The 21,743-nt window shown below is 57.6% G+C and carries 12 protein-coding genes; 6 read left to right on the forward strand and 6 right to left on the reverse strand.

Annotated features, from left to right (window positions below; translation table 11 throughout):
• Positions 1-252: 252 nt before the first annotated feature.
• The 3 genes from IEX75_RS17570 (at position 253) to IEX75_RS17580 (ending at position 5,338) form a co-directional block, all read left to right on the forward strand.
• The gene (locus IEX75_RS17570) at positions 253-1,821 is read left to right on the forward strand and encodes an asparagine synthase-related protein (protein WP_188796153.1); all 1,569 of its coding nucleotides are present in this window, start codon (positions 253-255) and stop codon (positions 1,819-1,821) included.
• On the forward strand, positions 1,772-3,043 hold the full coding sequence (locus IEX75_RS17575) for a right-handed parallel beta-helix repeat-containing protein (protein ID WP_188796155.1): 1,272 nt from the start codon (positions 1,772-1,774) through the stop codon (positions 3,041-3,043). Before IEX75_RS17570 ends, IEX75_RS17575 begins: the two co-directional genes overlap by 50 nt.
• A 1,077-nt stretch (positions 3,044-4,120) precedes the next feature.
• The gene (locus tag IEX75_RS17580) at positions 4,121-5,338 is read left to right on the forward strand and encodes a right-handed parallel beta-helix repeat-containing protein (protein WP_188796157.1); all 1,218 of its coding nucleotides are present in this window, start codon (positions 4,121-4,123) and stop codon (positions 5,336-5,338) included.
• A gap of 128 nt (positions 5,339-5,466) precedes the next feature.
• Here the strand turns inward: IEX75_RS17580 and IEX75_RS17585 are convergent, their stop codons facing one another.
• The 3 genes from IEX75_RS17585 to IEX75_RS17595 all read right to left on the reverse strand — a co-directional run bounded on the left by IEX75_RS17585 (position 5,467) and on the right by IEX75_RS17595 (position 9,647).
• Positions 5,467-6,798, reverse strand: coding sequence for an oligosaccharide flippase family protein (locus tag IEX75_RS17585; protein ID WP_188796158.1), 1,332 nt, complete (start codon positions 6,796-6,798; stop codon positions 5,467-5,469).
• A 148-nt stretch (positions 6,799-6,946) separates the two neighbouring features.
• Positions 6,947-9,148 (reverse strand): polysaccharide biosynthesis tyrosine autokinase, encoded by a 2,202-nt coding sequence (locus IEX75_RS17590; RefSeq protein WP_188796160.1) that lies wholly within the window; start codon positions 9,146-9,148, stop codon positions 6,947-6,949.
• A 64-nt stretch (positions 9,149-9,212) separates the two neighbouring features.
• Entirely contained in the window at positions 9,213-9,647 is a 435-nt protein-coding gene (locus tag IEX75_RS17595) for a low molecular weight protein-tyrosine-phosphatase (RefSeq protein WP_188796163.1), read from the reverse strand.
• Between the two features lie 665 nt (positions 9,648-10,312).
• Here IEX75_RS17595 and IEX75_RS17600 point away from each other — a divergent pair.
• Both IEX75_RS17600 and IEX75_RS17605 read left to right on the forward strand, forming a co-directional pair.
• The gene (locus tag IEX75_RS17600) at positions 10,313-11,281 is read left to right on the forward strand and encodes a polysaccharide biosynthesis/export family protein (RefSeq protein ID WP_229720932.1); all 969 of its coding nucleotides are present in this window, start codon (positions 10,313-10,315) and stop codon (positions 11,279-11,281) included.
• Between the two features lie 230 nt (positions 11,282-11,511).
• Positions 11,512-12,195 (forward strand): TylF/MycF/NovP-related O-methyltransferase, encoded by a 684-nt coding sequence (locus IEX75_RS17605; protein ID WP_188796167.1) that lies wholly within the window; start codon positions 11,512-11,514, stop codon positions 12,193-12,195.
• A gap of 182 nt (positions 12,196-12,377) precedes the next feature.
• Here IEX75_RS17605 and IEX75_RS17610 read toward each other — a convergent pair whose 3' ends face one another.
• Positions 12,378-12,638 (reverse strand): hypothetical protein, encoded by a 261-nt coding sequence (locus IEX75_RS17610; RefSeq protein WP_188796169.1) that lies wholly within the window; start codon positions 12,636-12,638, stop codon positions 12,378-12,380.
• 511 nt (positions 12,639-13,149) lie between these two features.
• Between IEX75_RS17610 and IEX75_RS17615 the strand changes: the two genes are divergently transcribed.
• The gene (locus IEX75_RS17615; RefSeq protein ID WP_229720933.1) at positions 13,150-16,155 is read left to right on the forward strand and encodes a TonB-dependent receptor; all 3,006 of its coding nucleotides are present in this window, start codon (positions 13,150-13,152) and stop codon (positions 16,153-16,155) included.
• A 44-nt stretch (positions 16,156-16,199) separates the two neighbouring features.
• Here IEX75_RS17615 and IEX75_RS17620 read toward each other — a convergent pair whose 3' ends face one another.
• Positions 16,200-18,449, reverse strand: coding sequence for a glycoside hydrolase family 20 protein (locus tag IEX75_RS17620; RefSeq protein ID WP_188796171.1), 2,250 nt, complete (start codon positions 18,447-18,449; stop codon positions 16,200-16,202).
• 233 nt (positions 18,450-18,682) lie between these two features.
• Complete coding sequence (locus IEX75_RS17625) at positions 18,683-21,733, reverse strand: TonB-dependent receptor domain-containing protein (protein ID WP_188796173.1); 3,051 nt, start codon at positions 21,731-21,733, stop codon at positions 18,683-18,685.
• Positions 21,734-21,743 lie beyond the last annotated feature (10 nt).

A 21,743-nucleotide genomic window follows, 5' to 3' on the forward strand; every position in this document is an offset into this window, starting at 1 on the left:
GCAAACACGTTTCCCTTACTAACATGTTTCGGCCACGATCGCGTGCTGCATGAGTCCGCCATCTGGCCACGTGGTTGTTGGGGTTGAAGGTTTTTTGCAGGCACGTACTGACGTCCGTACGGCGGATGTCAGCCATGACGGTTGCCAAGGAATTGCCACGGTATCGGCTCATCCGTCGCCACCCTGCCCGGCTGCGCAAGGGATGAATCGTGTCGAGGCGCTTCATCGCTACACTGCCGACCAGGATCATGTATGAATACCCCTAGCAAGGAATATCGCGGTACGCACGCTGCTGCCGCACGTCCCGTTGCACCAAGAAAAATCCAGCTCAATACCTCTCCGAATCTGGGAGAAGTCGATTTCGGTCCATTGGCTAAGCACGAGCGAAACATCGCCGCAATCGACCCGGTATCGGTCGCCGATATTTTGCGCAATGCCTTTGTCTATCCGCCCCACACCATTTATGCGGATGTGAAGATTGCCGCGACCGGCTTCGATCCGGAGCAGGACATGTATGGCAGTCCGCATTTTCACTATGCGTTCCATACCGTGAGGGCGGAATCGCGCCCCCTTGCGGACGACGTGGAAGATGATGCGCTGATCGACAGCTACCATCGCCTGCTGTGCCAGGCGATCAAGCGCGCCACGCTCAACATGCGTGCGCCCTGGCTGCTGCAAAGCGGCGGGAAGGATTCCACCTCCATGGCGATCGCGCTGGCGGACGCACGCCCCGATACGACCTGCCTCACCTACCTCGGCGGCAAAGAGGAAGACGAAGTCGCCTCGGCACGCTTCGTGGCGCAGCACCTTGGCCTTCGACATGAAGTGCTGGAGTGTGATCCCGGCCGCGCCTACGACCGCTATCTGGCGATGCTGCCTCGCATGCCGCTGCTTTCCGCGGATTTTGCTGCCCTTTCCTATGCCGACCTAGCCACCGAAGTGGCTCGTCATCATGGCGACGGCATGATCGACGCGCAGTGCGCCGACCAGTATTTCGGCGTGCCATTGCGCCGCCAGGACCATGTCATGAAGCTGCTGGCACGCGACCTGCGCTTGCCGCAAAGTTTGTTCACATCGACCCCGGTCAGCCACAGCTTCCCGCTTTGCGTGGCCCTATCCACGCTGCAGATGGATCGCTTCGAGCGCTACTTCCCTGGTTCACGCTTCAGCGATGCCGAAGTCGACGCCCTGTTCGGCAGCAACATCGCCGCATCGTCCCGACAGCGCATGCAGCTGTTCCATGCCGATCTCGCCGAAGCCACGACGCCCGAAGCGCAGCGCCGGCTCGCCCTGGTGATCGGGGAATCGTCCCATCTCGGCAAAGGCATGTATGCGGCGCGTGCGATGTCGCTGCGATTGGCATATCCCTACGCCGATCCGCAGTTTCGCGATTGGGTCTTCCGCCAAGTGCCGGACGATCGGCTTATCGGCCCGGGCGGGGTGAGCAAAGTGCTGATGCGCCAGTACATTGCCGAGTGCTTCGAACAGCTGCCGTATCTGAAAGCCAAGGGCAGCTTCCGCTTCGATCTGTGTGGACTGGCCAGGCAGCGGTTCGATCAGGTCTACGCCTATGCCGATGAGGTGAAGGCCTTGCTGCCCGGTGCGTCACGATGGCTGGGCAAACACCGCAAGCTGATGGAGAACAAATACTTCGCCTCGAAATTTTATCTACTCGCCGTTGTTTTGCCGTGGTTGTTGAGTCACACCGATGCCCATGCCGACCCATGGGCTGGCCATACACCGAATACATCTTCAGGAAGGAGCGCGTGTCATGATCAGTCATTCTCAGCTCAACCCTATTCCGATCTCCGACCTCGGTAGCGATGTACGAGGCGGCATCCTTGCTCCCGTCGTCAACGTGCGTGACATGGGTGCCAAGGGCGACGGCAGGACGGACGATACCGATGCATTCCAAGCCGCCGTGGATGAGGTTCCGGAAACGGGCGGCAGCGTCATCGTGCCAAGAGGCGACTATCGGATCGACGCCACCAAGTCGATCGTCCTGCATTCCAACATGCTGCTGATGATGGATCCTGCCGCGACGCTGGCGGCGATTCCCAACAAGGTGCCGAAATATCGTGTGATCAAGGTATGGAACATTTCCAACGTGCGCATCGTCGGCGGCCGCCTGGTGGGCGAACGGCGCCTGCACGTCACAGAAAGCAACACACCGATAGGCGGCGACGAGCAGGGCTTCGGCATCGAAATGCTGAATGCGCACAATGTCATTGTCAGCGACATGCACGTGTCTGATTTCTGGGGTGACGGCATCTGGATCGGCGCCCATGCAGGCTGGGACGATGGCACGGGTGGCCCACTCGACGATGTCAGGCCATCGACCAACGTGTTGATCAACCGTGTGCACTGCAGCTACAACCGCCGCCAGGGCCTGTCCGTGGGACCCGCGGACAACGTGACGATCATGAATTCCACCTTCAGCTTTACCGGCCCCACCGCCACCGAGGGCACCAGGCCGATGGCAGGCATCGATCTGGAGCCGCAGCGCCAAGGCTTATTGCGAAATGTTTCCATCAGCCATTGCATCTTCATGCGCAATCGCGGCTGCGGCATGGAGATTCATGGCAACGTGATCGGTGTTTCGATCGACAATTGCCTGTTCAGCGACAACTTCGGCTACGGCATCATCACCCATGAAGAAGAAGACATGGAAGAGAAAGAGCTCACGGGCCTCTCCTTCACCAATAACACCGTCAGCCGCAATGGCTTGGTGGGCGCCCTTTTCACCGGCGAGACTGATTGCCTGCTGCTTGCCAACAACACTTTCGTCAACAATGGCTTCCTCTACCAGGACGGTGATTACGATGGGGACAGAGAGTGGATAACGGGGCAGGACATCGTCACCGATACCAAGAGCGGCATGGGAACCATGAACTGGGATGTGGACCCTGAAAAATCGACCGAGCCAGACCTGGTCGTTGTAAGAAGCACCACCAACGTAAGGCTGAGAGGCAACACGTACACGCGTACTAGCGATCCGGATGATGAGTTTGGCGACAGGCCTGATAAGTGGGATAGACCCTGAGATTTCCCCGCGTTTTTTGCCCGCCATTTCATCGAAATCCGTTGTTACTTCGATTCCATTTCGAAACGAGTCGTCATTCCGGCGAAGGCCCACTACTGTCCGGGAAACTTTTAGCTTGCCGGATCGCCCCCTCCCCTACGTGTAGTAGGGGAGGGTTGGGGTGGGGTGAAGCAACCTCGCCAGAAGTTCCGCTGATGTCTCACGCTCATTCCCGCGTAGCGGGAGCGAGCTTCGCTCGCCTTACCCCACCCCAACCCTCCCCTGCACGCAGGGGAGGGGGCCGTTTCCGGTTCACTCGTGGATATCGCGTTGAGCAAGCTTTTTAAGTCGCTTGCTGTGCGAATCATGCAAACGTGTTGTCCCTCAAGTGCTCGTTACTTTTTTCGCAAAATTTCCCCGGACAGCAGTGGGCCTTCACCGGAATGACGATCCGCTCTGAAATAGCATTGTCGTGAACTTCGATTTTCCTACCGGAACGACGGCAAAAAGCGTGGCGATACCTCAGGGATAGACCGTGATCTATTCAAACACTCCTGCACGCATGCATTTTTCTCGCAAGCCGCTCGCACTCACAATCATGAATGTTTCGCAACACTCGGCATCATGAAATCACGCAAAGATTTCGCCTATTGAAATGCTAAATACGCGTTATCCCAAGCGGAAGCTCGGATGACGAATCGGTAGCCGCACAACAATCATGGCCGCCATTTCAGCGGAAACAGGCATGACGGCCGCACAGGGCCGAGATGAAATATCAGCATCAAAAAGCTCAAAAAATGCTGGCATTTCATACCACTCTAGGCACCAAACACTTTCTATTCGCATGATCACGCGACGTCATGGCACACGTTGTCATGGCGCGTCATGATGAAACGTCTCCATGACCTCTGTTGCTCGCGTCAAAGCGAACATAACGGCTCGTGCAGTAGCAATCGTGATGTCAACACCGCGCGTTGATGTATGTGTCAAGCAGAAGACCATGACCCATACTGTGAACGAATGCAGCTTTTCACATTTGCATGTCGTACGTGAATGATCGATCTTACGCGGACTTTTGGCAAAGACGAGGCTGTTTTCGTGTTGAAAAATAGAGGCTTTCTTAACAACACACAGGAAAAACTCATCCCGCGCAAGGGTTCATTCACTTCCCATCCTTCTCTCTCTGCACGTCGCTACAAACGCATCATCGGCATCGCGACATCGTTGTCGCTGCTGGCAGCCGCACTTCCCGCATCCGCCGCCAACTGGTGGAATCAGACACCGAGCATCAGCGTTGGACCCGCTGTGGTCAACGTCATCAATTTCGGCGCCAACGGTAATGGTGCGATCGACGACACCGCCGCCTTTCAGGCCGCCATCAATGCCCTGCCCTCCAGTGGCGGCACGATCGTCGTGCCGGACGGCACTTATCTCATTGACGCCACCAAGGGCATCAACCTGCGTTCGAACACGCGCCTGTCTTTGTACGGTGCGGCATACCTCAAGGCTATTCCTAACAACGCCAGCTTTGCTTCGGTCGTGAAGGTATGGAATGCCAACAACGTCGAAATCCTCGGCGGCCACATCCTCGGTGAGCGCAACCAGCATCTGGGCTCCAATGGCGAGGGCTATGGCATCAGCATCCAGGAATCAAACTCGGTCTATGTCCACGACATCACCGTTGCCGATAGCTGGGGTGATGGCGTATTGGTGGGCACCACCTTCGGCTACAGAACGTTCACGCCGCCGACCGGCGTCACATTGAACCGCGTCACCATCACCAACAGCCGCCGCCAGGGCCTGACCATTACGGCGGCCAATCAAGTGTACGTGGTGAACAGCAGTTTCACCGGCTCCAACGGTGAGGCTCCTCAGGCAGGCGTCGATATCGAGCCGCAGACACTCGGCACCGCCACGCAGCTGCGCCTGGAAAACACGGTGATGTCGAACAACATAGGCAATGGCGTGGAGGTGCACACCAATGTGTACGGCCTGGTCATCAACAACAACACCGCCGATAACAACCAGGGCTACGGCATCTATGCGCTCGGCCCGACCAATTTCACCGTCACGAACAACCAGCTCAATCTGAACTATCTGTTCGGCGTGGATCTCGATTGGGGCACCAACAACGTACAGATGTACAGCAACACCATCACCTACAACGGCGCCGCCTGGTTCATTGCACGTGGATTATCGCCGTACACGCTCGGCTGGGCAGCGCGTGACATCACGATCTCCAGCGGGGCATCAGCCATTACGCAGTACAACAACACCATCACGGAAGTGCGGCCGCCATCGATGGGGCCGATCTAATAGCTTTCGTGGGCTAAGGATGCCTTGAGCACTCGTTGCACTCACCCCTCCCCTGTCTTGCAGGGGAGGGGTGCAGCATGGCAGGCATGGTCAAAACGCGCGCTTAGACAAGCGTCGTTCGGCTTTCATCAACCTGCCGCGCCATGCGGATGAAACCGCCGCACTCCCACGTACATCGCCATCATCAGCGATATTTCGCCGAGCACGACAGCAATAGCGGCACCCGTCGCGTGATACCGGGGAATCAACATCGCGTTGGCGGCGATCACGACGACGGCGCTCAAACCCATTGCCAGCACGCGGTAACGCATGTGAACCTCGTTGAGCAACGCCGAAGTCAAGCCCGTGGTAAGAAAACGCACCGGCACGCACACCGCCAGTATCATCAACACGTGCACCACCGGCTGATATTTCTCGCCGAAAACAATCGGCACCAGCCATGGCGCCGCGACGGCCAGCACCGCCCCCACCAGCACACCGGATGCGAGCATGGCGACGCTGCCGTGGCGATAGACCTTCCAGAATTTGTCGCGATCATGCACTGCCCACCGGTGCAGTTTGGATAGCAGGAATTTCTGATAGAGCGTGCTGGGGATCAGATAGATCGCCATCATCACGCCCAGCGCAATACCGAAGATGCCTGCCTGCACGTTGCCGACCAGGTATTTCAGCAGCACCGTGCTGATCGAAAAGAAGATCGGATACAGCGATGTCTCCAGGCCATAGGCCCAGGACTGCGACAACAGCCTCGCCACACTGGGTATGGGAGCGTCGGCAACAACCTGTTGCTCCGGCGGTGGACCGTGGCCATGCAGCTGGATGCCACCGCGCATCATCTCCCGCAATCTCGGCCACGCGAGCATGGCCATGAGCAAGGAGGTGGCGCTGAATCCCACCGCCGCCACGCGTCCGTCCAGACCGGGCATCAGCCACAGCAAAGCTGCCACCAGTGCGCGGCCACCCGGCGTGATCAACTGCCACCAGGCCAACAAAGCATGGCGCTCCTCCAATCGAAGTTGACTGCTGATCAGATTGACGGCCAGCAAGCCCAACACCACCGGCAACATCAGCAGCAGCATCGGCCGTGCATCCGATGGCGCGCCGATGAACGACCACAGCACCACCAACAGCAAAGTCATCACGGTGCTGGCAGAGATGAAACGCAGCGAAGGTCCCAACCAACGATTGGCCAGCCACCCTTCTACACCGTATGCCTGCAGCCAATATTGCGGCAGGCCGAAGCCGGCCAGTGGCGCAGCGATGGTGATGGTGGCCAGCGACGAGGCGAACAGACCGTATTCAGACGGCCCCAATTCGCGCGCCATTAACGCCTGCGTGGCGAAGGCCAGGCCAGCGCCCAGCCCGGTGGCGATCCACAGCAAGGAGATGGCGCCAAGCGCGCGGCGCCATTCCCGCGGCAGTCGGTTCAAGAATGGGATGTCGGAGGCTGAGGAGTTCACGGTGCGGCAACTCCATCTTCTCTCCCCTCAAGGGAGAGGCCACGCGTCAACCCTCTCCTCATCGAGGAGAGGGCTGGGATGAGCGGCTGGGCCTGCTGGAAACTCTCTTGATGCGTACAAATCCTGAAGAGAGAGCGCATGGAAACCCTTATACCTTTGCCGACGGGTACGCGTAATAAGCATAGGCGTAGTAACCGGCCGCGCGCTTCTCCACCAGATTGAAGATGGCGCCCTTGATCATCACACCGTTCTGCTCAAGGCGCTGCTTGGTCAAGGCAATTTCGCGTACCTGGTTAACCCCAAAGCGCACCACCAGCAGACTGGTACCGGCATGGTGTCCGATCACCGCCGCATCGGTCACCGCCAGCACAGGCGGCGTATCAACGATGATCAGGTCATAGCGCGGCCGCAACGTATCGAGCAGCGTGTTGAAATTGGCGTGCATCAGCAATTCCGATGGATTGGGCGGAATCTTGCCGCGCGGAATGAACATCAACTGGCCGACACCTTCGACCGGGCGAATCACATCGCTGATCTGCGCTTGCCCTGCAATCAACTCGGACAAGCCGTTATCCGGTCGCCCGCCGATCATGCGATGCAGAAGACCCTTGCGCATATCCGCGTCGATCAACAGCACGCGCTGCCCGGCTTGTGCCATCACCACGGCCAGATTGGACGCGACGAAGCTCTTGCCAGCACCCGGGCTTGGGCTTGAAATCATCAGCACATTGTTCTTCGCTTCCAGCCGCGCGAAATGCAGGCTGGTACGCAGGCCACGCAACGCTTCGGTGGCCAGATCAGCCGGCGCGCTCAAAGCCAATACATGCCTGCCACTGGCGCGGTGATGCTGCTGGCGCGTGAAAACCTTGTGCTGCGTGTCGCTCAAGGGAATGGACACATACACCGGCAAGCCGAGCCGTTCGATCTCCACCGGGTCTTCCACGCCACGGGCAAGCAGCTGACGGATGAAGATGTATGCCAGCGCCACGATAAGGCCAAGCACCAAACCGCCGGGGATCACCCACAGCGGCCGCGGCCACCACGGCTTGGCCAGATTCACTGCCGGCTGATCGATAACGCGCACGTTGCCCACGGTGCCGGCGCGTGCGATATCCAGTTGCTGAGCCTGATTGAGCAGATTGGTATAAGTCTGGCTGCTCACTTGCACATCGCGATTGAGCTTCAGCAATTCCTGCTGCGTATTGGGCAGCATGCCGACCTTGTGTTCCAGCGCGCTCTTCTCGCCTTCCAGCTCGTTGATCTGCTTTTCCACCGCGCGGTATTCAGGGTGCTCAGGCGTGTAGTGCCGCTGCACTTCGGCCATCTGCATGCGCAACTGATCCAACGACGTGTCGATGGACACGTTCTGGTTGAGCAGCGACTGCGTCTGCATATTGAGGTCAACCGAATGCTCCTTGAGCTGGAACGCGTTCAATGCCTGGCTGGCGCGTTCCAGCTCTTGTTTCACTTTCGGGAGCTCTTCGCGTACGAACTGCAGACTGTTTGCCGCCTCGGCAGCGCTGCGGTCGACGTTCTGGCGTACGTAAAGCGTGGTGACCTGGTCGAGCAGATTGGTGGCCAGCATCGGGTCGGCGTTGTTGTACGTGACCTGGATGATGCCCGAATCCTTGCCCTCTTCATTTGCTTCGACGGCTTTCTGAAGCTGGGCAACCGTGTCCATGTGCGAGCGCCGCACGACACGGAAGCGCGTTCCCGGATTGGCCCGCAGGGTCTGCACCTGCATGGTGACATTGTTGGTACTGACCGTCTGCCCGACATGACCGTTGACCAGCACGTTGCCGTCTGAGTCCTGCAGCGTGTAAGCGCCTTCGCTACCGACGATCAGCAGCAGCTTTTCATCCAGCAGGCTGGCCGGCACATCGAGCTGTTGAATATTCAGTTGCGAGCCGCCCCAGTCGTAACGGCTCAATCCAAATACCGGCGAAGCCAGTTCGCCGGGATGGTCGGCGATGAACTTCCGCGCAAGGTACGAACCGAAAATCGGGAAACGCTTCGGACTAGCCTCGATATCCAGCTTGAGGTCCTCGACCGCCTGCCCGATCACCTTGCGCGAAGTAAGCAGTTGAATTTCCGTCACCGCCTGCGAGGTGGAAATGCCAAGCGTCTCGGATAGATCGCTCATGCCCGGCAAGGTCGGTGCTTTCTGTTCGACTTGCACGGAGGCACTGGCCTGATAGGTCGGCGTCGCCAGCATCGCATAGAGCACGCTGATCAGCAGAAACACCACGGTGACTGCGGCGATCAGCCACTTGTTGTCGGACAGCGTGCCCAGCAACGCCCGCAGATCGATGTCTTCGTCACGTGTTGCAAAGGTCTGTTTGGTGGTCATGGGCCACTCCTAACAAGGGAATGTCTGACAAGGGGATGCCGGATAAGAAACGCGGACGTTCTATTCATAAATAGCTCAGCCAACTCTCGACACCACGCTCGATCATGGCGTGGACGTGTTCGAACACTTGTGGCGACCGGCGATATGGATCAGGGATGTCGGTCGCGCCACCCCATTTGTCGAGCAGAAAAAATTTGCCGCTGGCCTCCGGCGCCAACCGCGACGCGGCGGACAGATGGTCACGCTCCATCGCAAGCACCAGATCGGCCTCACGCAACATGGCGGCATCGAGCTGTCTCGCGCGATGTGCAGCAGCGTCAATGCCATGTTCTTGCAAGACCCGCATGGCGTTGTCATCCATCGGATAGCCCACCATGGCTTTCAGACCCGCACTGCGGATCTGGATATTGCGATGCCGAAGCTTGTCGCGGAACAGAAATTCCGCCGACGGACTTCGGCAGATATTTCCCACACAGATAATCAAAATGTGCTTGAACACGTATAACGACACTCTCCCTGCATGGTTGAACACCAAGACCCGTTTTCATGAGTGCCAAACCTCAACCGTGTGGATGCTCGGGTTCCGTCATCCCAACGAAAGCCGATGTAACGAAGGGACGCCTGCCGAGATTCGACACAGATCAGCAAACCTTTTGGCAAACCCATGGATCTTCAATTTCATAACAACATGTTCACGTGCGCTATTCATGGATCTTCATCTTCACACCGAAACCCCGCACAGGTATGCGGTCTCCTCAATCATCATGATGTCGTGTCGATAACGGGTGAACTTGATGAAGCCAACATATAAACCTGCACGCGTCAAATTTGCATGGATTTTCCCCAACGAAACTCGAACGAAAACATTTCCTGCACACACGTGACGAAAAAACCATACCCCCGTCAACGCATCGTTGACGCAGCCGCGACGACTTCACAAGCTTAATAAACACACCAATTCCCGGCCATCGACGTTCATTGCGTAGTTCGTCCCTGATCCATTGCACGCAATCAACACCCATTGGCAACACACTGAACATGGGAGTGAATATGAAAGCATCGTTTGTTTTAATAGCTGTGACGGCAGTTATGGCGCTATCTGGATGTGCCGCCATTCCCGGACAGCATATGTCGATGACAGGAAAGGAAGATGGGCAGATACAAATGGTTCAGATCACACCGGATTGGCTAGCAAGCCAGCCACCCGCTTCCACGCAAACCGTTCCGCAAGAATTGTTCAATTACCAGCCCGAGTCGTATCGCATCGGCCCAGGCGATATGCTCTACATCACCGTATGGGATCATCCCGAGCTGACGGCCCCGGCCGGCGCCCAGCAACAAACCAGTGCCAATAGCCGCCTGGTGCGTTCGGACGGCACGTTGTTCTATCCCTACGCCGGCAGCGTCAAGGCCGCCGGCATGACCATCGATGAGTTGCGCCAGGAACTTACCAGCAAGCTCACCAAGTACGTGCCTAACCCGCAGGTCGACGTGGCCGTTACCAGTTACGGCAGTCAGCTCATAACGCTTGAGGGCGCATTCATCAAGAGCGATCCGCAGCAGGCCACCACCGTTCCCTTGACACTTTCGCAAGCGATCGGCACGGCCGGCATCGATCTCAATCATGCGGATCTCTCGGATCTGGTGCTGACACGTGATGGCCGCGACTTTCATCTCGACTTGAACACGTTGAACCATGCCGCCGAGCAGCGTATTTATCTCAAACCGGGCGATCGCCTGTATTTGGCATATAACGACAACAAAGAGATTTACGTCATGGGAGAAGTGCTGCGTCCGCAAGCACTCTCGTTCAGGACGGACGATCTGACGCTCACCCAGGCATTGGGCCGTGTCGGCGGCCTGGATCCGACAACATCCAGCAGCAAATCGGTTTATGTGATCCGCGGGGTGAAAGACCTGGCGCATGCACCGGCAACCGTTTACCAACTCAACGCCCGCTCCCCTGCCGCGTTTGCGCTGGCGGATAACTTCCACGTTCAAGCGGGCGATGTGGTCTGGGTAGGCGCGTCGGCCATCACCCAATGGGGCCGCTTTCTTAGCCAGCTAGTACCGCTGGGCAGCTTGGTAAGCAGCGCCGCCTTGGCGCACGGCAACACCAATGGAGGACTTTGATAAACGGGCCATGTTTATCTTTGCCTTGGGCGCTGCGGAAGCAGCGCCCTTTTTTTTCGGAGAAAATCGCCGCCGCAGTTGTTAAGAACGGATCAAATATTTAGATAGGCGCCTGTGCACGTTTTTTTCAGTTCATTGACGTTCCGTTTGCGTTAATTAAGCGTGCTTAACCGCACGAAATCGCCGGCTGTCAAAACAACGCCAGTTTTTTCACAGCGAAAGGAGACGTCATGAACCAGAAAATCATGAATCCAAGGATCGCGAAGTTTGTGAAGGAAACACAATTCCACTCTCCATTGCGGAGATATTTCTTTCCGCGCTACGCATATAACTTCACGCCGCCGCAGCTTGTTTTTCTCTGCCAATGCATCGAAGAAACAAGACATGCCGATGGAGTCATTGCTGAAGTTGGATGCTTTGATGGTTCCGCAACGGTATTTCTCAATAAATATATGGACGCCAAAGGAATCGACAAAGATTACTTTGCGATCGACACATTCTCCGGGTTCGTTGCCGAAGATGTGCGAGTCGAAGTAGACAGCCGTGGAAAAACCAAAAGCATGTTCGCGGGCTTTCAATCCAACAAGAAGAAATGGTTCGATGGAACGATGGCACAGAACAACATTACGCGAGTCAGGTCCATCCAGGCCGACGTTAACGAGTTTGACTTGACGTCGCTCAAGAAACTTTCATTCTGCCTGCTGGATGTCGACCTGTATCGGCCTATCAAGAAGAGCCTTGGCGAGCTGTACGCCATACTTGCTCCAGGCGGAATGATCGTGGTCGATGATTGCGATGCGTCCCATGAGTGCTGGGACGGTGCCGATCAGGCTTACAAAGAGTTCATGAAGGACAAGAATGAACTGCCATACATCATGCATAACAAGCTTGGCGTCATCAGAAAACGTAGTTGACGCAATCTGGGGAACTTGGCCGGCATCACACAAACTCTGATGAGTACTGGTCAGGTTCCCCTTCCTCGACGATTGTACCGCCCATGGTTCGCCGCGATGGCTCATCGCATTGGCTGATGGCCACACGGCCTGCCGCTTTGACCGCAAGCGTTTCACTTGCACGCTGCGATAACAGCACGTTCCTATTGACCTGAGCGAAGCCGCGCGATTTCGGCATAAGCCGCATCCAGCTCACTACGCAACGCCTGATTGCTTTCCAGCAACTGCTGGATCTCCTGGCATTGCGCAATCACTGAACGAAGCACATCGCATTTCACCGTCACGTGGCGTGCGCGGTAGGCACGCATGCGCTCAGCGGCGGACTTCGCCTTGCCGGATGGCGGGCGCCCGCGGCGCAACCGAAACGGCATGGCAATCGTCCCCGGATCTTTAGGGTCGACCATGGCGCAACTCCTTGGTATTTGGCGGCCCGAATTTATCGTAACGTTACGATAAAAACAACAAAAAAAATCGCCGTTTTGCGGCGAAAACTATGGTTTGCTGCGAAATCTTAGTCCTTCCTCAACGTCATTCCGGCGGAGGCCGGAATCCATGCTTCGTACTTGCGATGGATGATTCGCTTCGCTCACCCCTTCGGGGCCGTCCTTCGGACGTTCTCCGCGCTTCGCGCTCCGTCCGGCCTTCGCCGGGATGACGATTCGCTCTGAAACCGCATTTACGCGAATTCCGCTTTATCACTCCTCGTCATACCCACAGTCAGAACCCTCATCTTCAAGACGTATCTTTCTGCGATGCAGCAAAGTATCTATATAGGCAGCTTTCCGCCGGTGCGATGACGCATCAGGGGGCGTGAAAGCAAACCGACTCACTTCATCCAGAGCAACCGTGCACAGGATCCCCGGCCTGCGCGCAGGACAGCGCGTTGCTCTGCGAGCGACATCGAGAGCCTTTATCTTGAAAAAACCATTTGCTTCTTCGCACCGAACACTGGCTATCACCATCACTGCAAGCCTGACGCTGGCAAGCACGGTATCGCTGGCGCAATCGACCACAGGCAGCATTTTCGGGCAGGTTCCCGCCGCAAGCGGGGCAACCGTGCAAATCAAAAGTAATACCGGCATTTCCCGCACGGTCGCGGTAGATAGCCGCGGGCGTTACGTCGCCACGGAGCTGCCGCTGGGTGTGTACACCGTATCGCTGCTGCACGATGGTGCCGTGGTTGATTCGCATGACAACGTGAACTTGCGCGTTGGCACCGGCACGGAAGTGTCTTTCGACGAAACGGCGGCCAAGAATCTTGGTGCCGTGAAGGTAACCGCCAACTCGGCGCCACCTATCGATGTCACCAGTGTCGATTCGCGCACGGTGATTACTTCCAAGCAACTCGCGCAATTGCCGCTGCTGCGCTCCGCCGAGGCGATCGCCCAGCTCGCGCCGGGCGTCGTGAACAACAGCGGCGGCTATACCGGGCCGACCGGACAATCGCTGGTAAGTTTCGGAGGCTCGGCGGCCAGCGAGAACGCGTATTACATCAACGGCTTCAACGTCACCGAAACGCAGCGCGGCCTTGGCGGCCTTACCCTGCCCTATGGCGCCATCGAGCAGGAAGAAATCTATACCGGTGGCTACAGCGCCCAGTACGGCCGCTCGGACGGCGGCGTGATCAACATGGTGGGCAAGCGCGGCAGCAACGAATGGCATGCCGGCGCGCAAGTATTGTGGGAACCGGCATTTGCGCGCGCCGACGGAACCAACACTTATTACACCAACGGTCTGCCGACTTCGCCGGTTGCGGGCAATCTCTACGATCCGAGCAGCAAGAACCGGCAATGGACCCGCACTTACGATGCCTATATCGGTGGACCGCTGATCAAGGACAAGCTGTTTCTGTTCCTGGCTGCCGAGACATCCACGCAGGACGGCACGACCGTCAACAGTGTTTCGAACGCGCAGCCCTACGTTCGTTACAACGACACGTTGCCCAAGTGGTACGGCAAACTGGACTGGAACATCACCGATAGCAACATCCTGGAAATCACCGGCGCATCAAACCGCGAGCAAACCCAAGGCACGATCTACAGCTACGACTACAGCACGCTGCAGCCGGGCCGTTTCATCAACGATGCCGATCGCATTAAAACCGGCGGGGACCTGTACACCGCCAAGTTCACCAGCTACATCACTGACGACCTCACCTTGAGCGCCACGTACGGCAAGATGCGGTTGGACAACTATGATGTGCCCGGTGGTTATGACGGCAGCCTGACTTACCTGGCCGATATCCAGAACCAGAATCCGGCCTTGAACGGCGGCGCACCGATCGGCAACAGCCAGGTGGTGAAATCGCTCTACAATCCCAACCGCCACAATGAGAGCAACAACCTGCGCATCGATCTGACCTATCAACTTGGTCAGCACACGATTTCGGCAGGTATCGACAACCAGAACGCGCGTGCGATCGACCAGGGCAGCCAAACTTCCGGCCCGGGCTATTACTGGCAATACGCCTACACCACGACACCTGCCGTTGCGCTGATTCCCAATCTTGGCGTCGGAGCGCCGGCCAGCTATCCGAATGGCGCATCGGGCTACTACGCCATCAAGTACGTCAACAGCTCGATCGCCAGCGTGCGCTCCGCCCAACGCGCGCAATATGTTGAAGACAAGTGGCAGGTGACTGATCGCTGGCTGCTTTCGCTCGGCCTGCGCAATGACCAGTTCGTCGACTACAACGCTGATGGGCAACCCTATATCCGCCAGAACAAGCCGCAATGGGCGCCACGGCTTGGCTTCAGCTGGGACGTATTAGGCGATGCCAGCCTGAAGGTCTATGGCAATGTCGGCCGTTATTACCTGGGCATGCCGCTCAATCCAGCCTTGAATGCGGCAGGTGCCTATGTGGCCACACAGCAGTACTACACGTATGGAGGCATTGCGGCGGATGGCACGCCAACGAGCACCACCGCGTTCTCCAACGCGGTATCGTCCAACAATACCTACGGCATCCTGCCTGATCCCCGAACGGTGACGGCATCGAACCTGAAATCGGAATATCAGGACGAATTCATCCTCGGCTTTACCAAAGCCATCGACAACCAATGGGTCTACGGCGCCAAGCTGACGCGCCGGATTCTTCGCAACGTCATCGACGATTACTGCGACGTGCAAGCCATCGAAAACAAGGCAGCGGCGCTTGGTTATACGGTGAATGCCACCAATAGCTGCTATCTGATCAATCCCGGCAAGGAAAATATCTTCACCGTGATCGACGCAAGCGGCAGTTACCGCAGCGTGCCATTGACCGATGCGGAGATGGATTTCCCGCAGATGAAACGCAAGTACTATGCGTTGGAAACCTTCCTTGAGCATCCGTTTGACGGCAAGTGGTATGGCAAGGTGGATTACGTATTCTCGCGCAGCTATGGCGATACCGAAGGACAGTTGCGCTCGGATATCCAGCAGACTGCAGCGTCGACCAGTATCGATTGGGATTTTCCCGAACTGATGTCGTCCAGCAACGGCGCGCAAAGCAACGATCACACCCACCAGTTCAAACTGTTCGGTTATTACCAGATCGCGCCACAGTGGCTGGTATCGGGCACCGTGCAGCTGGCTTCCGGCAACCCGCGCAACTGCCTTGGCTACTACGGCCCGAACCAGACCGATCCGGATGGCTACGGCAGCTACTACCACTGGTGCGGCGGCCAGCCTTCCCCGCCCGGCACCTATCGCTTGCCGTGGTACAAGCAGGTGGACGTGGGTGTGACGTATCTACCCACGGTGCCGGTCGGCAAGCTTGCGCTCTCGTTGAACGTGTTCAATCTTTTCAACTCGCAGACGATCTTGAACGCGTATCCGTATTACCAGATTTCGCCGGGGACGCCTGATCCGCTGTATGGATCGGCAGTGGTGCGGCAGCAGCCTCGGTATGTGCGGTTGACCGCGACGTACGATTATTGATGCGACGGTGGGCCGGGGTTAGCGGAACGCGAACCCCAACACCCCTATTGAACGACCATCTCGTCGGTGAATAGCCAGATATCCTTGGCGCCGTCCGAGAACGACGCAGGCACCGTTTTGCGTTGATCAGCCTCGATCCGAATATAGCGTGCTGTTACAGGTTGCTGCGGCTGGAAACGGAATCGCTGCATGCCGTCGCGCAGTGTCGGATCGAAAGCGGGCGCATGGGTATACAGCGTGGTCCAATGCTGCCCATCCGATGAGGCGAGAAATGTCACGTTCTCAGGCAACAGAACGCGCGACTCGATAGCCTGCAGGAAGCCGACATCGATGGCGTGTATGGCGGTGTCCTTCTGCAGATCGATGGTGGCGTCGAGGTTGCTGTCGTGCCAGGCCACCCAGCGGCCGTCATGAATCTCCGAAGTTCCTAACACGCCATCCACCAAGGCACTGGCCGGTGCATAGGAAGTATCGGGTGGCTGCGCAAGGGTGATGGTGTGCCCTGATGCCAGGTTATGCACCAGGGTGAATCGGGTGGCATTGTCGTAGCGCAGACCGTTGCGGTAAGGCACGATTTTGAGTGCGCCTGCCTGGTGAATATCCACCTCGTCATCGAACGATGGCGATTGCGCAGACGGATCCACGCTGTCTTCCGTGTAGTGATTCTGCAGATCGTCGAAGCCGCGCTTTGCATGGAGCTGCCAATCGCCATGCTGCGCGTCGTAGTCGATGGCGTAAGCCACAACGGGCTTTTTCTCCGGGCCATAGGCTACTTTTTGCGTATCCAGCCAAGGGTATTGCGCTTGCAAGCGCTGCTCGAAGTCAGCGTAAGCGGCATCATCATGCTTGCCTGTCCAGAGATTTTCCGCGAATGCAAGCATGCGTGGATAGATCTTGGACTCGGCATTGAAGGGGTTGGCGCGTTCGCTCCACAGCGGCGCTTCGCCACCCAGGATTTGCGCGTGGTGCTCGGCAAAAAGTTCGTCGTCGTCTTGCGTGCTTGGCGAGGCGGGTTTGGTGATGTCAGTCTGGTAGATGCTTTTTACCGTCAGCACATCCAGCGGCGAATCGAGATAGAACGGCCCGGCCATGATGATGCGATTGCCGTTGAGCAGTGCCTTGCGCATCACGCCATTGCCCAGCCACATGCGCCAGACTTCCACGATCGCGTTCTTGTCCGCGCCACCCTCCAGAATCTCATCCCAGCCGATCATGGTCTTGCCCTTGCTCTCCAGATAACTCTGGAAGTGCTTGACGAAGTAGCTCTGCAGTCCCTCTTCGTCTTTCAGTCCCTGCTCGTGCATCAATGCCTGGCAGGTCTCACAGGCTTTCCAACGATCCTTGGGCGCTTCGTCGCCGCCGATGTGCACATACGGCGAAGGGAACAACGCGATCACCTCATCCAGCACGTGCTGCAAAAAGGTGAAGGTCTGCGGATTGCCGACACAATAAATATCTTTGAACACACCCCAGGTATGCGCCACGGTCAGCGGCTGCTTGGTGCAGGAATATTCCGGATACGCGGCCAGCGCAGCGGTACTGTGTCCCGGCATTTCGATCTCGGGAACGACCATGATGTTGCGCTCTCGCGCATAGTCGATCACATCGCGAATGTCGTTTTGCGTGTAGAAGCCGCCATAGTGGCTGCCGTCTTCCTCTGTGCGCCACGCGCCCACGTCGGTTAGCTTGGGATAGCGGCGAATCTGGATGCGCCATCCTTGATCTTCCGTGAGATGCCAGTGGAAGGTGTTGATCTTGTAATAACTCAACAGGTCGAGCTGTTTCTTGATGAAGGAAACCGGAAAGAAATGACGCCCTACATCAAGCATGAAGCCGCGGTAGGCGAAGGCCGGGGCATCCTTGATGTTCACAGCAGGAATATCGATGGATGACGCATGATCGAGCGGCAGCAATTGGCGCAGCGTCTGCACGCCCCAGAACAAGCCCTTGTCGCTGGAAGCCTGGATCACCACGCCACGCGGCGTGACCATTAAGCGATAAGCCTCATCCCCTTTCACGGTGGGATCGAACGCCAGCACGATGCCGTGCGCGTGCAAACTGTGCGAAAGTTCGATGCCGGTCTGTTCGTGGATTGAATCGCGCAGGAAGGTAACGATTTTCTGCACGCGCGCAGATTTCGGCGCATCGATGCCGGTATGCGCATCCAGGCGGTAACTACCCTCCCCTACATCCATCTGCTGCGGCTTCGGAATGATGGTGATTGCCGCAACCGTCGATGTGCTCGCGATGATGATGGAAAGGCCAAAGCACCAGGCCAGGAGAGGTTTGAACATCAGATGGACTCCCTAACAGTCATGCAGCGTCATGACACCCGCCTTGATGAAAGCCACCAGGAGACCATCATTCCCGCGAAAGCGGGAATCCATCTTGCTCTGATGCATTCCTGAAAATGGATTCCCGCTTTCGCCGGGAATGACGGCCATGAGGCAAGGCAACTTTCATAACAACACGATCAATACATCAGAAAGCAGCGAGCCCGGCTTTAGGCCGGGCTCGCTTTGTTGCGTCAATCGAGCTTGTAGTCAAACGTGAGGAACCACTCGCGACCGTTGTATTCACTACCGGTCTGCCCCGTGGTGACGAACTCGAAGCCACCGGCGTAGTACGGGATCGTAGAAACTCTGTTGAAGATATTGTTCACGGTGAGCTTCAGCTTGGTCATGTGGTTGATCTGCCAACCAACCGATCCGTTCCAGGTGATCCACACCGGCGTATGGCCCTGGTACTCGGTATCGGGAATGGTGACATTGACGCCATTGACCTTTACCTGGCAAATGCCGGTAGCCACCGACTCCGTGCCATTTTGCACGTTAATCATGCTCGGCTGGACGCCATTGGGCAGCGTATTGCAGTCACCGTAGTTCGGAGCGCGCATGCCACCATCGCGTACCCCGGAGATCGACACGTCCCAATCACCCTTGTGCCAGTCGCCGATCCACGTGATCCTGCTCGCCACATTGTTATAGCGGGTGTTTTGCAACTCGTCGGAAGCGAGCACACGCTGCTTGTACTCGAGGTTGTCGGTGTAGTTGATGCTGGCGCGGAAGTCACCGTAATCATCGGTGTGCAGCTTGTAGTCCAGCGTGGAATCGATACCGCTCACGTACAGCGAAGCCTCGTTGATCGGGCCGGAGTTCTCCGTGACGATCTGACCGGCCGCGTTGCGCGTAACCATCTGGGTCACCATCTTGCAATACGCCGAACCCGGCACATGCGCCGTATATGTCGACAGAGAAGACGAACCGTTTACCTGGTAACCGGTAAGGCAACCGGCCTCGTCGGTCAGCACGGTGGCGGCGTCGAGGTATTCGATGGAGTTGTCCACGCCCAGGTGCCAGTAGTCGGCCGAGAACGACAGGCCCTGCACGCCCGGAACCTGCCACACGAAACCATAGGTCCAGGAGTGGCCGGTCTGCGGCTGCAACAAGCGGCTGCCATTCGTATACAAGGTGTAGTACTGCGAGGTGGGACGCTGCGTCAGGTTGCACCACGTGCTGTTGGCTTGGCCATTCTTGATGGCGTTGATGCACTGCAGGGGATCGACGTAATCACCCACCGGCGAAGAGGAGCCGGTCAGGTAGATAGCCTGCATGTCCGGCGCCTTGAAGTTGGTGCCGTAGCTGCCGCGTAGCAGCAACCCGTCATACGGACGGTATTCGAGGCCCGTGGCCCAGGTGCGGGCCACATCGGCGCGGCTGGCGTCGTGGTACTTGTCCAGGCGACCGGAGATGGTCCAGGTCACCTGATCCAGCAGCGGCACGCGGAATTCGTTGCCGAACGAATAGCGCTGGCGGGTACCACCGCCAGTGAGATATGCACCGAACGGATTCTGGAAGTTAGCCGAGTTGTAAAAGGCAGATTGCGGATCGGGCGATAGCAGGAAGCCGTTGTGCGCGGCTTCCAACACTGCCGCCCAACCTATGGAGTCGCTGCTCACCCACGGGAGCTTGTACAGGTCGCCGTTGACGCGGAACTGCACCTGGTCCAACCACGACGACGAGGTGTTCGTGCCAAAGACCGCGAACTGGTTGTATTGCTGTGGCGTGATCGGGTTCCACCATTGCTGCCAGTTCATGGCGTAAATGGGAATGGTGTTGCCGTTGCTATCTTTGGTGGTGCCCAACTGCTTCCCGAGGAAGAAGTTGTTCATGGCGTTTGAGTCGTAGCCCGTGTAGTCCTCGCGCACGATGTACTGCTGGGAATTGAGGTTCAGGTCCCAGTTGAACATGCTGTCGAACATGGTGCCGCGCACACCGGCCTGGATGTTCCAGTTCTGCTCGCGGTCATGAGTATTCGACGGGCCGATTTCCGATGCAGTCAGCTGGCGGATCGCCTGGTTGATGACCTGCCCCGTGCTCTGGTCATAGAACTCGCCGGTGCCGTAGGCGTTCAACTGCGTGTTGGAAATGCCCACCGTGTCATACAAGGCCGCCGAACCATAGACCTGGATGCCGTTGCTGAAGTCGTACTCGCCGGCTACGTAACCGTTGTTACTGCGGCTGCCGGGCGTCAGCACCCAGTTCTGGAACAGAGCGGGCTGCGAGCAGTAGTAGCCATTGTCGGTCACGCCTGCGATCTGGGTGCCGTTGGTGGTGACGCTGTAGGAGTGGCTCAACTGCGAGTTCGTGAACTTTCCGCAAGTGCCCGCCGGCGGCGTGATGTACTGGCCCGAAGCGTTCTGCGCAGATAACGCAACGGCGCTGTTCGCATCGTACTGGTAACCAAACATGCGGGATGCCGGGCTCCAGGAGCCGTAGCCTGCATCAGCCACCGAATCCTGATACGGACGATCCATGCCCCACAGCGCGGTACGGTTGGACTTCTCCAGATTATAGAGGACGTGCCAGTTTTCACCGGACTTGCCACCAAAGAAGTTGATGTCGCCATAGGCGCGGCCACCGCGGGTAGCGCCGCCGCCCGTGATCTGCAAATCGTCACCCTGGTAGTTCTTCTTCAGGATCACGTTGATAACACCCGCCACCGCGTCCGAACCGTAGATCGACGAGGCGCCGGTCGCCAGCACTTCGATATGGTCGATCATGCCGGTGGGGATGTTGTTGTAGTTCTGGAAGTTGCTCTGCTTGTTCAACGGCTGCGGGTAATCCACGACGCGATGGCCGTCGATCATCAGCAGGCTGAAGCCAGGGCCGATGCCGCGCAGATTGACCGAACGCGCATTGACCGAGCTGGAACCCCAGGAGGCCGGGTCCGATGTCTGCTGGCCCACCTGCGGCAACGAATCCAGGTACTCCCACAACGTGGTGAAGCCCTGGTCCTTGATCTGCTGGCCGGTGACGGAGAACACCGGAGCAGGCCCTTCGACCTCCACACGCGGAATCATCGAGCCGGTAACGATGACCGCTTTCAGCTCTTTCGCATTCGGGCCGTTCTGCTGCTGGTTGCTGGAAGACGTGCTTTGCTGCTGATTCGTGGAAGACGTGTTCTGCTGCTGATTGCTGCTCGACGTCGTCGACGTCTGCGCGACGGCATACGGCGCAAAAAGCGCCAACGCCAAAGAACTAGCCAGTACGCCGCGGCGTACGTGAATGGTGCTCATATTGTCCCCT

The sequence above is a fragment of the Dyella nitratireducens genome, assembly GCF_014642835.1.
Lineage (GTDB): Bacteria > Pseudomonadota > Gammaproteobacteria > Xanthomonadales > Rhodanobacteraceae > Dyella_B > Dyella_B nitratireducens.

Bases quoted from the DNA above. Each gene is read 5' to 3' on its own strand.
- IEX75_RS17600 (WP_229720932.1), top strand. From the start codon at position 10,313: ATGGTTCAGATCACACCGGATTGGCTAGCAAGCCAGCCACCCGCTTCC.
- IEX75_RS17575 (WP_188796155.1), top strand. From the start codon at position 1,772: ATGATCAGTCATTCTCAGCTCAACCCTATTCCGATCTCCGACCTCGGT.
- IEX75_RS17590 (WP_188796160.1), bottom strand. From the start codon at position 9,148: ATGACCACCAAACAGACCTTTGCAACACGTGACGAAGACATCGATCTG.
- IEX75_RS17625 (WP_188796173.1), bottom strand. From the start codon at position 21,733: ATGAGCACCATTCACGTACGCCGCGGCGTACTGGCTAGTTCTTTGGCG.
- IEX75_RS17605 (WP_188796167.1), top strand. From the start codon at position 11,512: ATGAACCAGAAAATCATGAATCCAAGGATCGCGAAGTTTGTGAAGGAA.
- IEX75_RS17570 (WP_188796153.1), top strand. From the start codon at position 253: ATGAATACCCCTAGCAAGGAATATCGCGGTACGCACGCTGCTGCCGCA.
- IEX75_RS17610 (WP_188796169.1), bottom strand. From the start codon at position 12,638: ATGGTCGACCCTAAAGATCCGGGGACGATTGCCATGCCGTTTCGGTTG.
- IEX75_RS17620 (WP_188796171.1), bottom strand. From the start codon at position 18,449: ATGTTCAAACCTCTCCTGGCCTGGTGCTTTGGCCTTTCCATCATCATC.